Source organism: Streptomyces sp. NPDC104761, assembly GCF_055583445.1.
The window spans coordinates 18,576-32,376 of the sequence record NZ_JBVJNZ010000019.1 but is presented as its reverse complement, the minus strand read 5'-3'; the positions used below and the strand labels follow the sequence as shown (position 1 = coordinate 32,376).

Genomic DNA, 13,801 nt, shown 5'->3' with positions numbered 1-13,801 from the left:
CAGCTTGGGAGAACCGAGTCCTCCGACCCGAGATATGACGCACAGCAAGCACCCCTTCGTCCCCACGGCACCGTCACCGGCCCGCTTCCCCAACCGTCCACCCTCGGTGGCGATTTCGGCGCACAGTAACGCGCGTAGAAGGGGAGGGGAACGGGGTTTCTCCGGGCCGTTATCGAACCGTGCCGACTCCGGGTTACAAGCGACGGCCGCCGGTTACGGCGGGGTGACACAAGGGGGCGAAGGGGTACCGACCGGGCACCTCTCCGCCCCTTGTGGGACTTGCGGAACTTGCGGGGCTTCCGTGGCTTGCGGGGCTTCCGGGGAAGCTGACCGTTTCTCCGCCGTCCGACACGGCAACCGGCACGGCTGCCGCCGCTGCTCCTACATGGTCGCGTCGATCAGCGCGGCGGCCGTGAACAGCTCCACACCGACGGTGATGGCCCGCTCGTCGGCGTCGAAGTCACCCTGGTGCAGGTCGCGCACGGTCCGCTCGCCCGGCGTGCGCACCCCGAGCCGCGCCAGGGCGCCCGGCACGTGCTCCAGGTACCAGGAGAAGTCCTCGCCGCCGAGGCTCTGCTCGGTGGTCTCGATGGATTCGGTACCGCGCCGGGCGGTCATCGCGTCCCGCAGCAGTTCGGTGACCACCGGGTCGTTGACGACCGGCGGCACCCCGCGGACGTAGTTGATCTCGGACTTGGCGCGGTGCATGGTGGCGACCTCGTCGATCGCCGCGTGCACGACGTCCGGCGCGGTCCGCCAGGCCTCCAGGTCCAGGCAGCGCACGGTCCCGGACAGCTCGGCGTGCTGCGGGATCACGTTGGGCGCGTGCCCGCACTCGATCCGGCCCCAGGTCACGGCGAGCCCGCTCCGGCTGTCCACGCGCCGCCCGATGAGCGCCGGCACGTCGACGGCCACCCGGGCGGCGGCGGTGACCAGGTCGGTCGTCAGATGCGGCCGCGCGGTGTGCCCGCCGGGGCCGTCCAGCGCGACCTCGACCCGGTCGCAGGCGCTGGTGATGGGGCCGGCCCTGAGCCCGACCCGGCCCGCGTCCACGCGGGGGTCGCAGTGCACGGCGATGATCCGCCCCACCCCGTCCAGCACCCCGGCCTCGATGGCGTCGGCGGCGCCGCCGGGCAGCACCTCCTCGGCGGGCTGGAAGAGCAGCCGCACCGGCCGCGGCAGCTGCCCCTTCGCGTGCAGCTCGGCGAGAACCAGTCCGGCGCCCAGCACCACTGTCGTATGCACGTCATGCCCGCAGGCGTGCGCGCGGTCCGGCACGGTGGACCGGTAGGAGCACTCGGTCTTCATGTCCGGGATGGGCAGGGCGTCGATGTCGGCCCGCAGGGCGAGCACCGGAAGCCCGTCCCCGACCGTCCCGATGTCACAGATGAGTCCGGTCCCCGCCGGGAGGACGCGCGGCCGCAGGCCGGCCTTCTCCAGCCGTTCCTTGATGGCGGCCGTGGTGCGGAACTCCTGGTTTCCTAGCTCCGGGTGCATGTGCAGGTCGCGGCGGAAGGCGACGAGTTCGGCGTGCAGTTCCTCGCTGAGCACGCCGGGGAGCACAGCCCCGGGAAGGTCGGCCTCGGTCTCTGGGGACATCAATTGGTTCACCCTCTGAAGGGTAGGACGCCCGAAGGGTCAACTGACCCGAGATCAACAAAAGTTCAGCCCGTTAGGGGAAGAAAATCTGACCGCGGACGCATGACCTCGGACGTGGCTGGGTAACACGTATGTTTCCTCTTCCACGGATACCACGCCAGGCGACGATCACGCCCGTCCTGTCCACCCACCGAAACGGGACCGGGCCGCAACCGTGACTTCGCCACACGGGCCCCGCCTGGCCGGTAGCGTGCGCGACCGTGACGGACCCGGAGACGACCGACTTCATACAGACCACCCGTACGTCCTACGACACGATCGCCAAGGACTACGCCGCCGCCTTTCCCGGCATCCCGGACCTGCCTGTGGACATGTCCATGATCGCCGCCTTCGCCGCGCTGGTGACGGCGAACGGCACCGCCCCCGTGGCCGACCTGGGCAGCGGCCCCGGCCACATCACGGCCCACCTGAACGACCTGGGTGTCCAGACCTTCGGCATCGACCTCTCGCCCGCCATGGTCACCCTGGCCCGCGAGGCCCACCCCGGCGTGCGCTTCCACCGGGGCTCCATGACCTCCCTGGACCTGCCCGACGAGACCCTCGGCGGCATCGTCGCCCTCTACTCGATCATCCACGTCCCCGACGACCACCTCCCGGCGGCCTTCGCGGGCTTCCACCGCGTCCTGGTCCCCGGCGGTCACGTCCTGCTGTCGTTCCAGAAGGGCGAGACACCCGGCCTCCACCTCACCGAACGCTTCGGCCACGAGATCGACCTGCGCTACTACTGGCGCCCCGCGTACGTGGTGAGCGACATGCTCGCCAAGGCGGGCCTGGACGTGGCGGCGACGCTGATCCGGGAGCCGGTGGGGCCGGAGAAGAGTCCCCGGGCGTTCGTCCTGGCCCGCAAGCCGGGCTGACCGGGCGACCGTCACCCCCGGGGAGATGCGGGGGCGTCACTCCTGGGTGCGCTGCACGCACCCCGTGACGACGTCCCGCAGGCTCCCGGAGGCCGCCAGCAGCTCCCGCTGCTCGTCGGCGCCGCTACCGCACCGCAGCAGCCGCTCCACGCCCTCCTCCACGGCCGCCAGGTCACCGCTGCCGTCGAGGGCGTCCCGGGTGTGCGCGAGCAGTGACTCCAGTACGGCGGGGGCCGGGCGGGGCCGCATGGTGCCGGGATCGAGCAGTTCACCGCCGAGCCCGGACCGTGCGGCCCGCCAGCCGGCCAGCCGCTGCAGCCCCACCCCGTGGTCGACGGGCTGCCGCCCGGCCCGCCACTCCCGCGCGGCCGTCTCCACCAGCGCGCGGGCGAGGGTGGCCACGAGCACGGCGGTCCCGGCGCGCAGGCAGACGTCGGCGACCCGGATCTCCACGGTCGGATAGCGCTGGGCCAGCCGGGCGTCGAAGTAGACCATCCCCTCGTCCAGGATCACGCCGGTGGCCACCATGTCCGCGACCAGCCGGTGGTACCGCTCGGCGGACCGGAAGAGCTCCGCCGGACCGGCGGACGGCCAGCGCGACCACACCCGGCTGCGGTAACTGGCGTAGCCGGTGTCGTTGCCCTGCCAGAAGGGCGAGTTCCCGCTGATCGCGACGAGCACCGGCAGCCACGGCCGTATGCGGTCGAGGACCTCCACCCCCTCCTCGTCGGACTCCACGGCAACATGCACATGGCATCCGCACACCAGCTGCTCCCGGGTGGCGATGCCGTACTGCTCGGCCAGCCACTGGTAGCGCGGGTTCACGCTGATCGAAGGACTGACGGGCAGCGGCGAAGTGGCGAGCGCGACGACGGCACACCCCAGCTCGCCGGCGAGCCTGGCGGCCTCCTTACGGCACCGGACGATCTCCTCCCCCAGCTCCGCCATGTCCGACTGCGGATGGGTGGCGAACTCCAGCATCTGCCCGTAGAGCTCCTTCTCGAACACGTCCTGCCCCGGATCCACCAGCGAGGCCCGCGCCAGCACGGCCGCGGCCGACGCCCTGGGCTCACCCGAGTCCGGGTCGACGAGCAGAAGCTCTTCCTCCACACCGACGGTACGCACGCAAAGCCGCCCTCCACCCACGCCGCGCCCGCACGCGGCAAGCTGTTTACCCCCCGACTTCCCAGGCGGAGCGAGGGGACACCTGCCGCACCGTGACAGGAGGATCCGTGCCACCCCCACCCCACGCCCTCCGCCCCCCAGACGGCACACATCCACCATTCCCCACGCCCCACCACCCACCACCCACCGCAAGCCGCCGGACCACCGCACCCCTGCAAGCCGCCCCCGCGCCCGCCGACCGACGGCACGCACACAGCACCCGGCCCCGCAAACCTCCGCGGAGCCCCCGCCATCCCAGGCCGCCCGCTCGCTTCTCCCCCGTGCCGGAGCGAGCCGGGTCAAGGGTGACCCGGAGGGTCATCGCCGAAGGCGACGCGTAGCGCCCTTAACGCGGCTCACGGAGGCACGACACTCCGAAGAAGCGGGCGGCCCCGACGGTCACTCCTCGACGAACAGCTCCGTGGCGTCCGTGACGTGCACTGCGCGCTGGGCCCAGACCTCCAGCTGGTCCAGCTCCGTACAGGCGTCCACCCGCTCTCGCAGTCCCTCCACATCTGCTTCGCCCGGGGATCGACCAGGCAGCACCGCAAGAGGTACGTCCCCTACCGCCTCCCGCTCATCCGCGACCACCGGCACGTTCTCCGGCCCCAGCACCAGCGGACGCACCGTCAGCGACTCCCAACTCACACCACACGTACTTGCCCCGCTCCCCGAACCGGGCCGACGGCTGCCAGCCCCAGCAGTCGGCACACGCCACCACCAGCCCCAACCCCCGCCCGGCCTCGTCGAGCCCGGCGGCCACCCCCGGTGGCTCGGGAGGCACGGGATCCGCATCCCACGCCCCGATCCACACCACGCCCTCCGGGGAGCGCCGAACCCGCAGCGCGGCCGGCCCCTTCGTGTGCCGTACGGCATTGGAGACCAGCTCCGCCGCCAGCAGCTCCGCCGTGTCCACCACGCCGATGAGCCCGTGCATCGTCAGGATCAGGCGCAGGGTGCGACGGGAGACCGTCACCGCTCTCGGGTCGTTGGGGACGTAGAGCGTGTAGTCCCAGGTCTCGGGCATGCGTCATCAACTCCGGTCAGGCGAAGGGGATTTCACGCACGGTGGCATCGCCGCACGGGAAAGGTGCGGTGCACTTCCACTGCGTGTCCGTTCCGTCACCGACGGTAGGGCTAATTGTTTATGCATCGCAAGCCGCTCCCGTAAGGTGACCCCGAACGAGCCACGCGCTCAAGCGCTTTGGGAGGGCAGTCGATGGCACTGAGGACCGAGCCGACGGCGCGCCAGTTGCGCCTGGCGGTCGAGCTGCGCAGGCTCCGGGACGCGGCGGGCCTCACAGCTCGGGAGGCAGCCTCTCTGCTCGGAGTGACCGCTCCAGTGATCAGCCAGATCGAGTCGGGCATCGCAGGGATGAGCGCGAAGCGGCTACGGCGTCTCGCCGCTCACTATTCCTGCGCCGACGCCGAGTTGATCGACGCGTTGGTGACCATGGCCACCGACCGCACCGCAGGCTGGTGGGAGGAGTACCGGGGACTGCTGCCGATGCCGTTCCTCGACCTCGCCGAGCTTGAGTACCACGCCACGTTCCTGAAGGAGGTCCAGTTCCTGTTCATCCCCGGTCCCCTCCAGACGGCCGACTACGCACGCGCCGTATTCTCCGATCGTGTTCCGGCGCTCTCCACCGAGGACATCGAGTTGCGCGTTCGTCACCGCATGCGCCGCGCGGCAACTCTGACGCAGACCCCGTACGAGGCAGTCATCCACGAGGCCGCGCTGCGCATCATGGTCAGCGACCGCAACACCTCGCGGACTCAACTCACACATGTCCTGGAGTCGTCGGAGGCGGAACACGTCACCGTCCGTGTCATCCCCTTCCAGCTGGAGGGGTTCACCAGCGCCGCGAGCGCCATGACCTACGCGGGAGGCGCCGTACCGAAGCTGGACACCGTCGTCCGCGACGGCCCGCACGGCGCTGCCTTCATCAACTCCGAGGCACAGCTCGGCGCCTTTCGAACGCTCTTTCATAAGGTGGAGGCCGCGTCGCTCGACCCCGAGCGCTCGCGTGACTTCATCCGCAAGCTGGCGAGAGAGCTGTGAGGCACCCCCCATGGACACCTGGCGGAAGTCGTCCTACTCCGGACCCGGCGACGGCGACTCCTGCGTAGAGATAGCGGCCTCCCCCACCCGCATATCCGTCCGCGACTCCAAGGACCCCACCGCCGGCACCCTCACCTTCCCGCCCGCGTCCTTCGCCCCCTTCGTCGCAGCCCTCAAGGACGTACCGCGCCCCTAGTTGCGCAGCATCACCACGAGCAGCACCACCAGGGCGATCAGGAGCGCGGCGCCCGCCGATGCCAGGGTGATCTTCAGGGCGCTGTACGGCCGTTCGCCGATGACCTCGCCGGTGCGGGCGTTGACCATGACCGGCCATGCCTTGCCGGCGTGGATGTAGGTCAGGAACCAGACGGGCAGCAGTACCAGCTTGTAGGTGAGGTCGCTGTACGCGGTGGAGACCGAGTGCACCCGCTGTTCGTCGCCGCCGATGTCCCGCTTGCAGTCGGCGCGGATCACCGGTGCCATCCGTGCCTTCGCCGACTCCAGGCCGGCCTCCGGCTCGACGTCGTAGCGGACGGTGCGGAAGCCCGCCAGGTACTCCTCCTGGTAGGGAACCGCCTCCTCCAGCGGCCAGGGGGTCAGCTTGTCCAGTTCCTTCACCGGCACCTGGCCGCTGCCGGGCACCAGCACGTCGTCGAAGAACCGGCCGACCGTCCCGGACGTGTGGTGCCAGCGGGTGTGCCGCACCCGCCGGGTGTTGCCCTCGGAGTCCTCTTCTTCCACCCAGTAGTGCTCGCCGCGTTCGCCGGTGTAATGGGTGGTGGTCTGCGCGTCGTACGTCCAGTGCGGCAGGTAGCTGCCGCGGAAGGTCTCCGCCTCGCCGACCTTCTTCAGCTCGTCGGGCGCGAACCAGCGGGACGTGGTCCACTTCGCCAGCGCCGCACGGGCCTGTTCGCGGTCCACGCCGAAGGGCAGTACCGCCTCGGGCACCACGCGCTCGGTGCCGGACGCGTCCGAGACCAGCGGCGTGGCGCAGAACTGGCACTTGTCGCTGAGCGTGTCGCTCTCGGTCACCGCATGGCAGCCGGGGCAGGTGTACACCTTCGTCCGGCCGGGTGCGACGGCCCGCCGGGGCAGCGCGGCCAGCTCATCGATCGGGTGCTCGGTCACCTGCCGCGGTACCGGCGTGATGTCCTGCTCGTGCCTGCAGTACGGGCAGCGCAGCGCGTAGGTCCCCGGCGCGTACTCGCTGACCCCGCCGCACGCCTCGCACTGGAACGCCCGGTCGGGCGCCGGCACGACGTCCTGATCCGTCAACTCACTTCTCCGTTCTCAGCCCTGCGGGGGCAGCGGCGGCGGGACGTCGGCGAGCAGCGAAGCGAGCTCCGGGACCTGGTCCGCGGGCTGCCAGGCGGCCTGTCCGCTGCGCCAGACCAGGGTGGTCCGGGTCAGGTTGCCGGCCGCCACCTGCCCGGCCAGGGCGCTCTCGTCGTACGGGCCCTGCTGCTGTCCGCCGACCGCGATGAACCAGCGAGGCGCGGTGGGCAGCGGCGGCGGGACGTCGGCCGGAGCGGCGGCGGGGGCGGGCTGCGGCGGGACCGCGGCAGCGGCCGCACCGGAGGTGCTCTGCACGATTCGCTGTCCCAAGGCCATGCCCACGCCCAGGCCGAGTGCCTCGCCGCCGGTGCCGGGGTTGGCGGCGGCGAGCGGGATCGCGTCGGCCGCCTGGAGCTTGGCGTAGTCGTCGAGGTTGCCGGTGATCGCCATGCGGGAGCGGGTGTCGATCGCCGCCTCGACCTCCGGCGGGACGCTGATGTTCTCGATGTAGAACCGGGGAATGGCGATGCCGGTGGCGGACAGCTCCAGGGTCAGTGCCTTGGCCAGCTGCTGCCCGATGCCGTCCTGCCTGGCGGCGAGGTCGAGCAGCGGCACGCCGGAGGCGCCGAGCGCGGAGCCCAGCTTGGATACGATCAGCCGGCGCAGGTGCTCGCCGACCTCCTCGGTGCGGAACTGCGGGTCGGTGCCGACGAGTTCGCGCAGCAGTGCGGCGGCGTCCACCACCTGGGCGGCGAAGGTGCCGAAGGCACGCACCCGGACCATGCCGAACTCGGCGTCCCGCAGGATCACCGGGTTCTGGGTGCCCCACTTGAAGTCGGTGAACTGCCGGGTGGTGACGAAGTAGACCTCGGCCTTGAACGGCGACTCGAAGCCGTGCTTCCAGCCCTTCAGGGTGGACAGGACCGGCATGTTCCGGGTCGATAGGGTGTACGTGCCGGGCTGGTAGACATCGGCCAGCCGGCCCTCGTTGACGAAGACGGCCACCTGCGACTCGCGCACCACGAGCCGGGCACCCATCTTGATCTCGTTGCCGTAGCGCGGAAAGCGCCACACGATGGTGTCCCGGCCGTCGTCGGTCCACTCGATGATGTCGATGAACTCACCGCGGATGCGGTCCATCAGCCCCACAGCAATCCCCCACTCCGCACCACAGTCAAACGATCAGCCGACAGTACGCCCACTACGGTCAGCGCGGCTACGGGCGGGCGCATACCCCCGGCCCGCCCGCAGCTCCTGAGCCGCCTGTCCGGTTACCGCCTCACTTCCACGGTGCGTTGAACGCCCGCCCCGGTACCGGCTTGGCGATCAGGGCGACCGGGACGAAGAAGTTGACCTGGCCTATCACGAACATCAGGGTCGCCAGGGCCTTCGGCTCGTACACCTCGGCCGCCTGGGCATAGAGGTCGTCGGGGACCCGCTCGCCGTTCACCGGAGGCGTCAGCACGGCCTCCGTCAGGGCCAGCGCCGCCCGCTCCGCCGCCGTGAAGTACGGCGAGTCCTGCCACGACGCCAGGGACGTGATCCGCTCCTCCGTCTCCCCGGCCTTGCGCAGGAAACCCGTGTGCAGGACGGCCAGGTACGTGCTGCCGACGATCTGACCGGCCCGGAGCTGGACCAGGCTGATCGTGGAACGCGGGACCGAGCCGTTGCCGGTGACCCGGAAGAGTGCCGCCGACACGTCCGCCAGCTCGGGGACGAGCTGCGCCGGGTCGTCGGTCATCCGCGGGGTCATCGGAACCTCTGCCGTGATCGAACGTGCTTCCATCGTCGTCTCCTCAGTGAGCGCTTCGGTGTCGCTGTCACCGCATTGACGGACCCCGGGAGGCAGATGTGACGAGGAGGTGGTGCGTTCGGTGCCGGCCCGGACGACATGCGGCACCACCGTGCCCGGGGTCAGGCCGGGCCCGCTACCGCCGCCAGCCGGTGGACGTCCTTCGCCGTCCCCGTGACCCCGGACAGGAAGCCCTGGGCGCGTGGGGAGGCGTTCTCGGTCAGCCAGGCCGGGTCGATGTCGCAGACGGCCACGCGGACGCCGGTGCCGGCCAGGGCCAGCGGGAGGGTGTGCACGACCGTCGAGGGGAAGCTGAGGATCGTACGGCCTATGGGACCGCGGCGGGCGATCAGTTCCAGGGGGAGGTCCGGGCGGACTATCTCCAGGCCCGTCTCGGCCGCCAGCCGGTGGAGTTTCTCGGTGCTCTCGCGGCGGTGCGCGAAGTAGCGGGTCGCGCCGTGCGCCTTGGCCAGGGTCTGGACGGCCTCCAGGTAGCGGTCGCCGTCCACGACGCCCGTCTCCACCAGGGAGGTGCCGACCATGTCGGCGCCCTTGGTGATGCGCGGCGGGCCGAAGCGGGCGCGGGTCCAGCCGAAGTCGTTCGCGGTGACCGTCACCCCGGCCGGCGTCTCCGTCACCGGCATGGAGGAGAAGACCTCCACCCGGCGGCGGGCGCTCGGGGTGAGGCGGCGGCGCGCGGAGGAGGAGACCGGCGCGAAGAGCAGGTCGCGGGCGCCCGGCCGGCCGCCCTTGCGGTGCCAGCGGACCAGGCGTTCACCGCGCGCCAGCTGGGCGACGAACTCCATCGTGGCCGTGCCGTCGTCGACCACGACCAGGTCACGGGCGCGGGTGATGGTCAGGAGCAGTTGTACGTAGCGGGAGAAGGGGTCCCCCATCACGATGCGGTCGGCCCGGCGGAGGGAGCCCGCCAGGCCGCCGATCGTCTGGAAGGGGGCGGCGGTACCGCCCCGTGCTTCCTCCCAGCGGACCCGGTATCCCTCGTCCCGTGCCAGGTCCGCCATACGGCGCAGCTGGCCCCGGGTCATGGGGTCCGTCGGGGACAGGACGACGATCGTGAGCTCCGCGCCGGGTGCAGATATGCCGGTTGCCGGGCGCCGTACCTGTCCTGGTACGGCCGGCACGGGGTCCGCCGCCCCGCGCAGGGCGTGGACATGCGCCCACTCCAGCACGTTCAGCAGCTGCACCGGACTCTCGACGAAGGCGAGTGTGTGGGGGCCGGTGTTCCCGGCGCGGGGGCTCATCGACGTACGACCGTCCCGTCGTCGTAACAACAGAGGTGTCAGACCTGGACCGGCTCGCCGGCGGCCGCGGCGATCTCCGCCTCGGCGACGAGGCCGGTGACGCGGCGCAGCTTCTTCATCGGGCCGAGCTCGGAGTCGTAGACCTTCTTGACGCCGTCGCCGAGGGACTCGGAGATGATGCGGATGTCGCGGACCAGACGCGTGAGGCCCTGCGGCTCCACGGAGGCGGCCTGGTCGGAGCCCCACATGGCGCGGTCGAGGGTGATGTGACGCTCGACGAAGGTGGCGCCGAGCGCGACCGCGGCGAGGGTGGTCTGCAGGCCCGTCTCGTGGCCGGAGTAGCCGATCGGGACGTTCGGGTACTCCTTCTCCAGCGTGTTGATCACGCGGAGGTTCAGCTCCTCGGCCTTCGCCGGGTAGGTGGAGGTGGCGTGGCACATGAGGATGTTCTCGGAGCCGAGGACCTCGACCGCGTGGCGGATCTGCTTGGGGGTCGACATGCCCGTGGAGAGGATGATCGAACGGCCGGTGGCGCGCAGCGCCTTCAGCAGCTCGTCGTCCGTGAGGGAGGCGGAGGCGACCTTGTGGGCCGGGACGTCGAACTTCTCCAGGAAGGCGACGGCCTCGGTGTCCCACGGGGAGGCGAACCAGGCGATGTTCTTGCTCTTGCAGTACTCGTCGATCTGGCGGTACTCGTCCTCACCGAACTCCACGCGGTGGCGGTAGTCGATGTAGGTCATGCGGCCCCAGGGGGTGTCGCGCTCGATGTCCCACTGGTCGCGCGGGGTGCAGATCTCCGGGGTGCGCTTCTGGAACTTGACGGCGTCACAGCCGGCCTCGGCGGCGACGTCGATCAGCTTGAAGGCGTTCTCCAGCTCACCGTTGTGGTTGATGCCGATCTCGCCGCAGATGTAGACGGGCTTGCCGGGGCCGACCTCACGGGAACCGAACTGGCGCAGGCGGGAGTTGCTCATGACTGTGGGGTGTCCTTACTTCGGGAGGGAATCGAGAGAGGGGCCGAGGATCCAGCTGGCGATCTCTCGGATCGCGCCGTCACCGCCGGGGAGGGTGGTGACCGCGCGTGCGGCGCCGCGTACGACGTCGTGGGCGCTCGCGACCGCCACGGGCCAGCCGGCTACGGCGAAGCACGGGAGGTCATTGACGTCGTTTCCGACGTAGAGCACGCGCTCGGGAGCGATGCCCTGCTCCTCGCACCACTGCTTGAGTGCGAGGTCCTTGCGGTCGATGCCGTGCAGGACCGGAATCTGTAGCTTCCGGGCCCGGGCGGCGACGACCGGGTTCTGCTCCGTGGAGAGGATCAGCATCTTCAGCCCGCTCTTGCGCAGGGCGGCGATGCCGAGTCCGTCGCCGCGGTGCACGGAGACGAACTCCTTTCCATCGGCGTCGATCAGCACCCGGTCGTCGGTCTGGGTGCCGTCGAAGTCCAGTACGACCGCGTCGACGTCGTCGGCGGTCGGCAGCGCGCCGGGGCGGTCCGCGTCGAAGAGCGGGGCCAGGGCGCGGGCGCGGGCCAGCTCGTGCGGGTCGTCGATCTCCAGGACGCGCGCGGGGTCGGTCCGCACCAGTTCGGTGTGGCCGAAGAAGCGGTGCTGGTGCTCGCGGAAGCCGTCGGCGCGCATCGCGTAGGCGGCGCCGGTCTCCAGGAAGTCCTGGGGGCGGTCCTGGCGGCGCGGGCGGAACGACTTGTCGTGGTTGACGCCGAAGCCACCGCTGGCGGCGGCCTCGCCGTCGCCCGCCGGCACCGGGGCGTGCACCTCGTCGCGCCAGACGAAGCCGTGGAAGGGGGCCACGGTCAGGGCGGTGTCGGCGCCGTTGTCGACGATCGCGCCGGCCACCCCGTCGATGTCCTCGCGGACGATGAAGGGGCTGGTGCACTGCACGAGCAGCACGACGTCGACCCTGGCGCCGTGCAGCGCCTCGTGGGCGTCCATGGCGTGCAGGACGGCGGCCTCGGAGGTGGCGGTGTCGCCGGCGATGGCGGCCGGGCGCAGCACGACCTCGGCGCCGGCCGAGCGGGCGGCTGCGGCGATGGCCTGGTCGTCGGTGGAGACGACCACGTCGGTGACCAGTCGCGAGGCGACGCACTCGCGGACCGCGCGGGCGACCAGCGGGACGCCGCCGACCGGGGCGAGGTTCTTGGCGGGGACGCCCTTGGAGCCGCCCCGGGCGGGGATCACGGCGAGGACGCGGGGCACTACGGCCCCTTCGGGGTGGGACATCGGCTCAGTTCCTTCGGACGCTCGGAGCGGGGCTCCTTGACGCGGGATCCGGTCGCTCACAGCTCTCCCATTCGGCGGATCACGGGGGCCACCCGCTGGACGCCGTGGCGGTAGGCGCCGCGGGCGGCCCGGCGCACGATCTGGCGGACGGGGCCCGGGGCCCTGTCGGCGGCGGGCGCGCCCGGGAGCGGGACGCCGTCGGGGCCGAGGTGGTGGCGGGCCAGGAGGCCGGGCAGGTAACCGGAGGCGGTCTCGGGTGTGTAGTACGGGTTCAGCGGCGGCAGCCCGCCCGGCCGTGCCAGCAGCTTCGCGATGCGTTCGCGGGCCGCGTCGAAGGCGGTGGCGTAGCTGCCGTCGGCCGCGACGCCCTGCCGTGCGACCCACTCGGCGTCGGGCACCGGGCGGTGTCCGGCGTCGAGCTGGTCCCAGGAGGCGAGGCAGCCGGAGCCGACGAAGTGGTGGTTGCCGAGCGCCTCGCGGATGCCGAGGTCGGTGAGGACGACGGTGGGGATCCGGCGGTGCAGGGACTCCAGGGCGGCCGTCGAGCTCATCGTGACGAGCAGGTCGGTGCGATCGAGTACGTCGCCCATGTGGCCGTAGACCAGCCGGAAGTTGGCGGGCACGTCCCTGCCCTGGACCAGCTTCTGGTACGGCAGTTCCTCGATGTGGGTGGTGTGCTCGCCGGGCTTGGAGCGCAGCTTGAGCAGCACCTCCCGCTCGGGGTGCCTGCGGGCGTGCTCGATCAGCCGGCCGAGCAGGTAGGTGCGGTCCTTGCGGCTGTCCGGGACCGAGGGCTGGGCGGCGAACACCACGGTGTACGGGTCGTGTTCGCCCTCGTAGGGCGCCCCGCCGAGGAACGGCAGCGCGACCTCGGTCACCGACGAGGAGTCGGCGCCGACCCCGTCGTACACCGCCCGGAACCGGTCGGCGTCCTGGCGGGAGTTGGCGAGGACGAGGTCCGCGCCGTGCCGCAGCAGCAGGCCGTCGGCGAGCTTCTCGTAGACGACGCCGACATAGCCGGTGACGACGACGGGCCGCTTCTGCCGGCCGGCCCAGGCGCTGCGCAGCCCGTGCAGCATGGCCTGCGTGCCGCCGCCGACGAGGGAGAGGACGAGGATGTCGTACGACTCCCGGTCCATCTCTCTCAGGAACTCGACGGCCGTCACCTCGCGGAGCGAGTCCGCGTGGACGCCGACCTCCTGGAGCTGGCGGGCGGTCGGGGTGGCACGGCCGCGCAGAAGGTAGCCGTCGAGCCGGACGTCCGAATGGTCGGCTTCGTTGGGAATCAGGCGCTTCGCGGTGAGCGCCCCCCACTTCCACCGGGTGTCGGAGTCCGCCAGGACGGCCACCCGCAGGGACTTCGTTGCACTTGCTGGCACACCGAAGACGCTAGGAAGCCATTCCGAGGAACTCCCGAACCCGAATCCAACAAAAGGTTAACAACACGCCTCCGGATGGGGAATCAGCCCGGGATAAGCCCTCAAAATTGC

At 71.2% G+C, this 13,801-nt stretch carries 13 protein-coding genes; 3 read left to right on the top strand and 10 right to left on the bottom strand.

Going from position 1 to position 13,801, the window contains the following annotated elements:
• Positions 1–381 precede the first annotated feature (381 nt).
• The gene (locus ACZ63F_RS37040) at positions 382–1,599 is read right to left on the bottom strand and encodes an amidohydrolase (RefSeq protein ID WP_469717980.1); all 1,218 of its coding nucleotides are present in this window, start codon (positions 1,597–1,599) and stop codon (positions 382–384) included.
• Between the two features lie 260 nt (positions 1,600–1,859).
• Between ACZ63F_RS37040 and ACZ63F_RS37035 the strand changes: the two genes are divergently transcribed.
• Positions 1,860–2,516: a class I SAM-dependent DNA methyltransferase gene (locus ACZ63F_RS37035; RefSeq protein ID WP_469717979.1), complete on the top strand. Its 657-nt coding sequence runs from the start codon at positions 1,860–1,862 to the stop codon at positions 2,514–2,516.
• Between the two features lie 36 nt (positions 2,517–2,552).
• Here the strand turns inward: ACZ63F_RS37035 and ACZ63F_RS37030 are convergent, their stop codons facing one another.
• Positions 2,553–3,641, bottom strand: a complete 1,089-nt coding sequence (locus ACZ63F_RS37030) for a glutamate--cysteine ligase 2 (protein ID WP_469717977.1) — start codon at positions 3,639–3,641, stop codon at positions 2,553–2,555.
• 616 nt (positions 3,642–4,257) lie between these two features.
• The gene (locus ACZ63F_RS37025; RefSeq protein ID WP_469717976.1) at positions 4,258–4,707 is read right to left on the bottom strand and encodes an ATP-binding protein; all 450 of its coding nucleotides are present in this window, start codon (positions 4,705–4,707) and stop codon (positions 4,258–4,260) included.
• A gap of 192 nt (positions 4,708–4,899) precedes the next feature.
• Here ACZ63F_RS37025 and ACZ63F_RS37020 point away from each other — a divergent pair, with 192 nt between their 5' ends.
• Both ACZ63F_RS37020 and ACZ63F_RS37015 read left to right on the top strand, forming a co-directional pair.
• Positions 4,900–5,742 carry a helix-turn-helix domain-containing protein gene (locus ACZ63F_RS37020; RefSeq protein WP_469717974.1) on the top strand — a complete coding sequence of 281 codons (843 nt, stop codon included), beginning with the start codon at positions 4,900–4,902 and terminating at the stop codon, positions 5,740–5,742.
• A gap of 10 nt (positions 5,743–5,752) precedes the next feature.
• A complete protein-coding gene (locus ACZ63F_RS37015) occupies positions 5,753–5,938 on the top strand; it encodes a DUF397 domain-containing protein (RefSeq protein WP_469717973.1) in 186 nt (61 codons plus the stop codon).
• Here the strand turns inward: ACZ63F_RS37015 and ACZ63F_RS37010 are convergent.
• From ACZ63F_RS37010 to ACZ63F_RS36980, 7 genes are all read right to left on the bottom strand, one after another.
• Positions 5,935–7,017 (bottom strand): TFIIB-type zinc ribbon-containing protein, encoded by a 1,083-nt coding sequence (locus ACZ63F_RS37010; protein WP_469717972.1) that lies wholly within the window; start codon positions 7,015–7,017, stop codon positions 5,935–5,937. The two genes, ACZ63F_RS37015 and ACZ63F_RS37010, sit on opposite strands and share 4 nt — an antisense overlap.
• 15 nt (positions 7,018–7,032) lie before the next feature.
• Entirely contained in the window at positions 7,033–8,157 is a 1,125-nt protein-coding gene (locus ACZ63F_RS37005; RefSeq protein WP_469717970.1) for an SPFH domain-containing protein, read from the bottom strand.
• Positions 8,158–8,296: 139 nt separating this feature from the next.
• Positions 8,297–8,803: a carboxymuconolactone decarboxylase family protein gene (locus ACZ63F_RS37000; protein WP_469717969.1), complete on the bottom strand. Its 507-nt coding sequence runs from the start codon at positions 8,801–8,803 to the stop codon at positions 8,297–8,299.
• 128 nt (positions 8,804–8,931) lie between these two features.
• The gene (locus ACZ63F_RS36995; RefSeq protein WP_469717968.1) at positions 8,932–10,071 is read right to left on the bottom strand and encodes a hypothetical protein; all 1,140 of its coding nucleotides are present in this window, start codon (positions 10,069–10,071) and stop codon (positions 8,932–8,934) included.
• A 38-nt stretch (positions 10,072–10,109) separates the two neighbouring features.
• Positions 10,110–11,045, bottom strand: coding sequence for an N-acetylneuraminate synthase family protein (locus tag ACZ63F_RS36990; protein ID WP_469717967.1), 936 nt, complete (start codon positions 11,043–11,045; stop codon positions 10,110–10,112).
• A 15-nt stretch (positions 11,046–11,060) separates the two neighbouring features.
• Positions 11,061–12,311 (bottom strand): cytidylyltransferase domain-containing protein, encoded by a 1,251-nt coding sequence (locus ACZ63F_RS36985; protein ID WP_469717965.1) that lies wholly within the window; start codon positions 12,309–12,311, stop codon positions 11,061–11,063.
• A gap of 56 nt (positions 12,312–12,367) precedes the next feature.
• Entirely contained in the window at positions 12,368–13,690 is a 1,323-nt protein-coding gene (locus tag ACZ63F_RS36980; protein WP_469717964.1) for a DUF6716 putative glycosyltransferase, read from the bottom strand.
• Between the last annotated feature and the right edge of the window lie 111 nt (positions 13,691–13,801).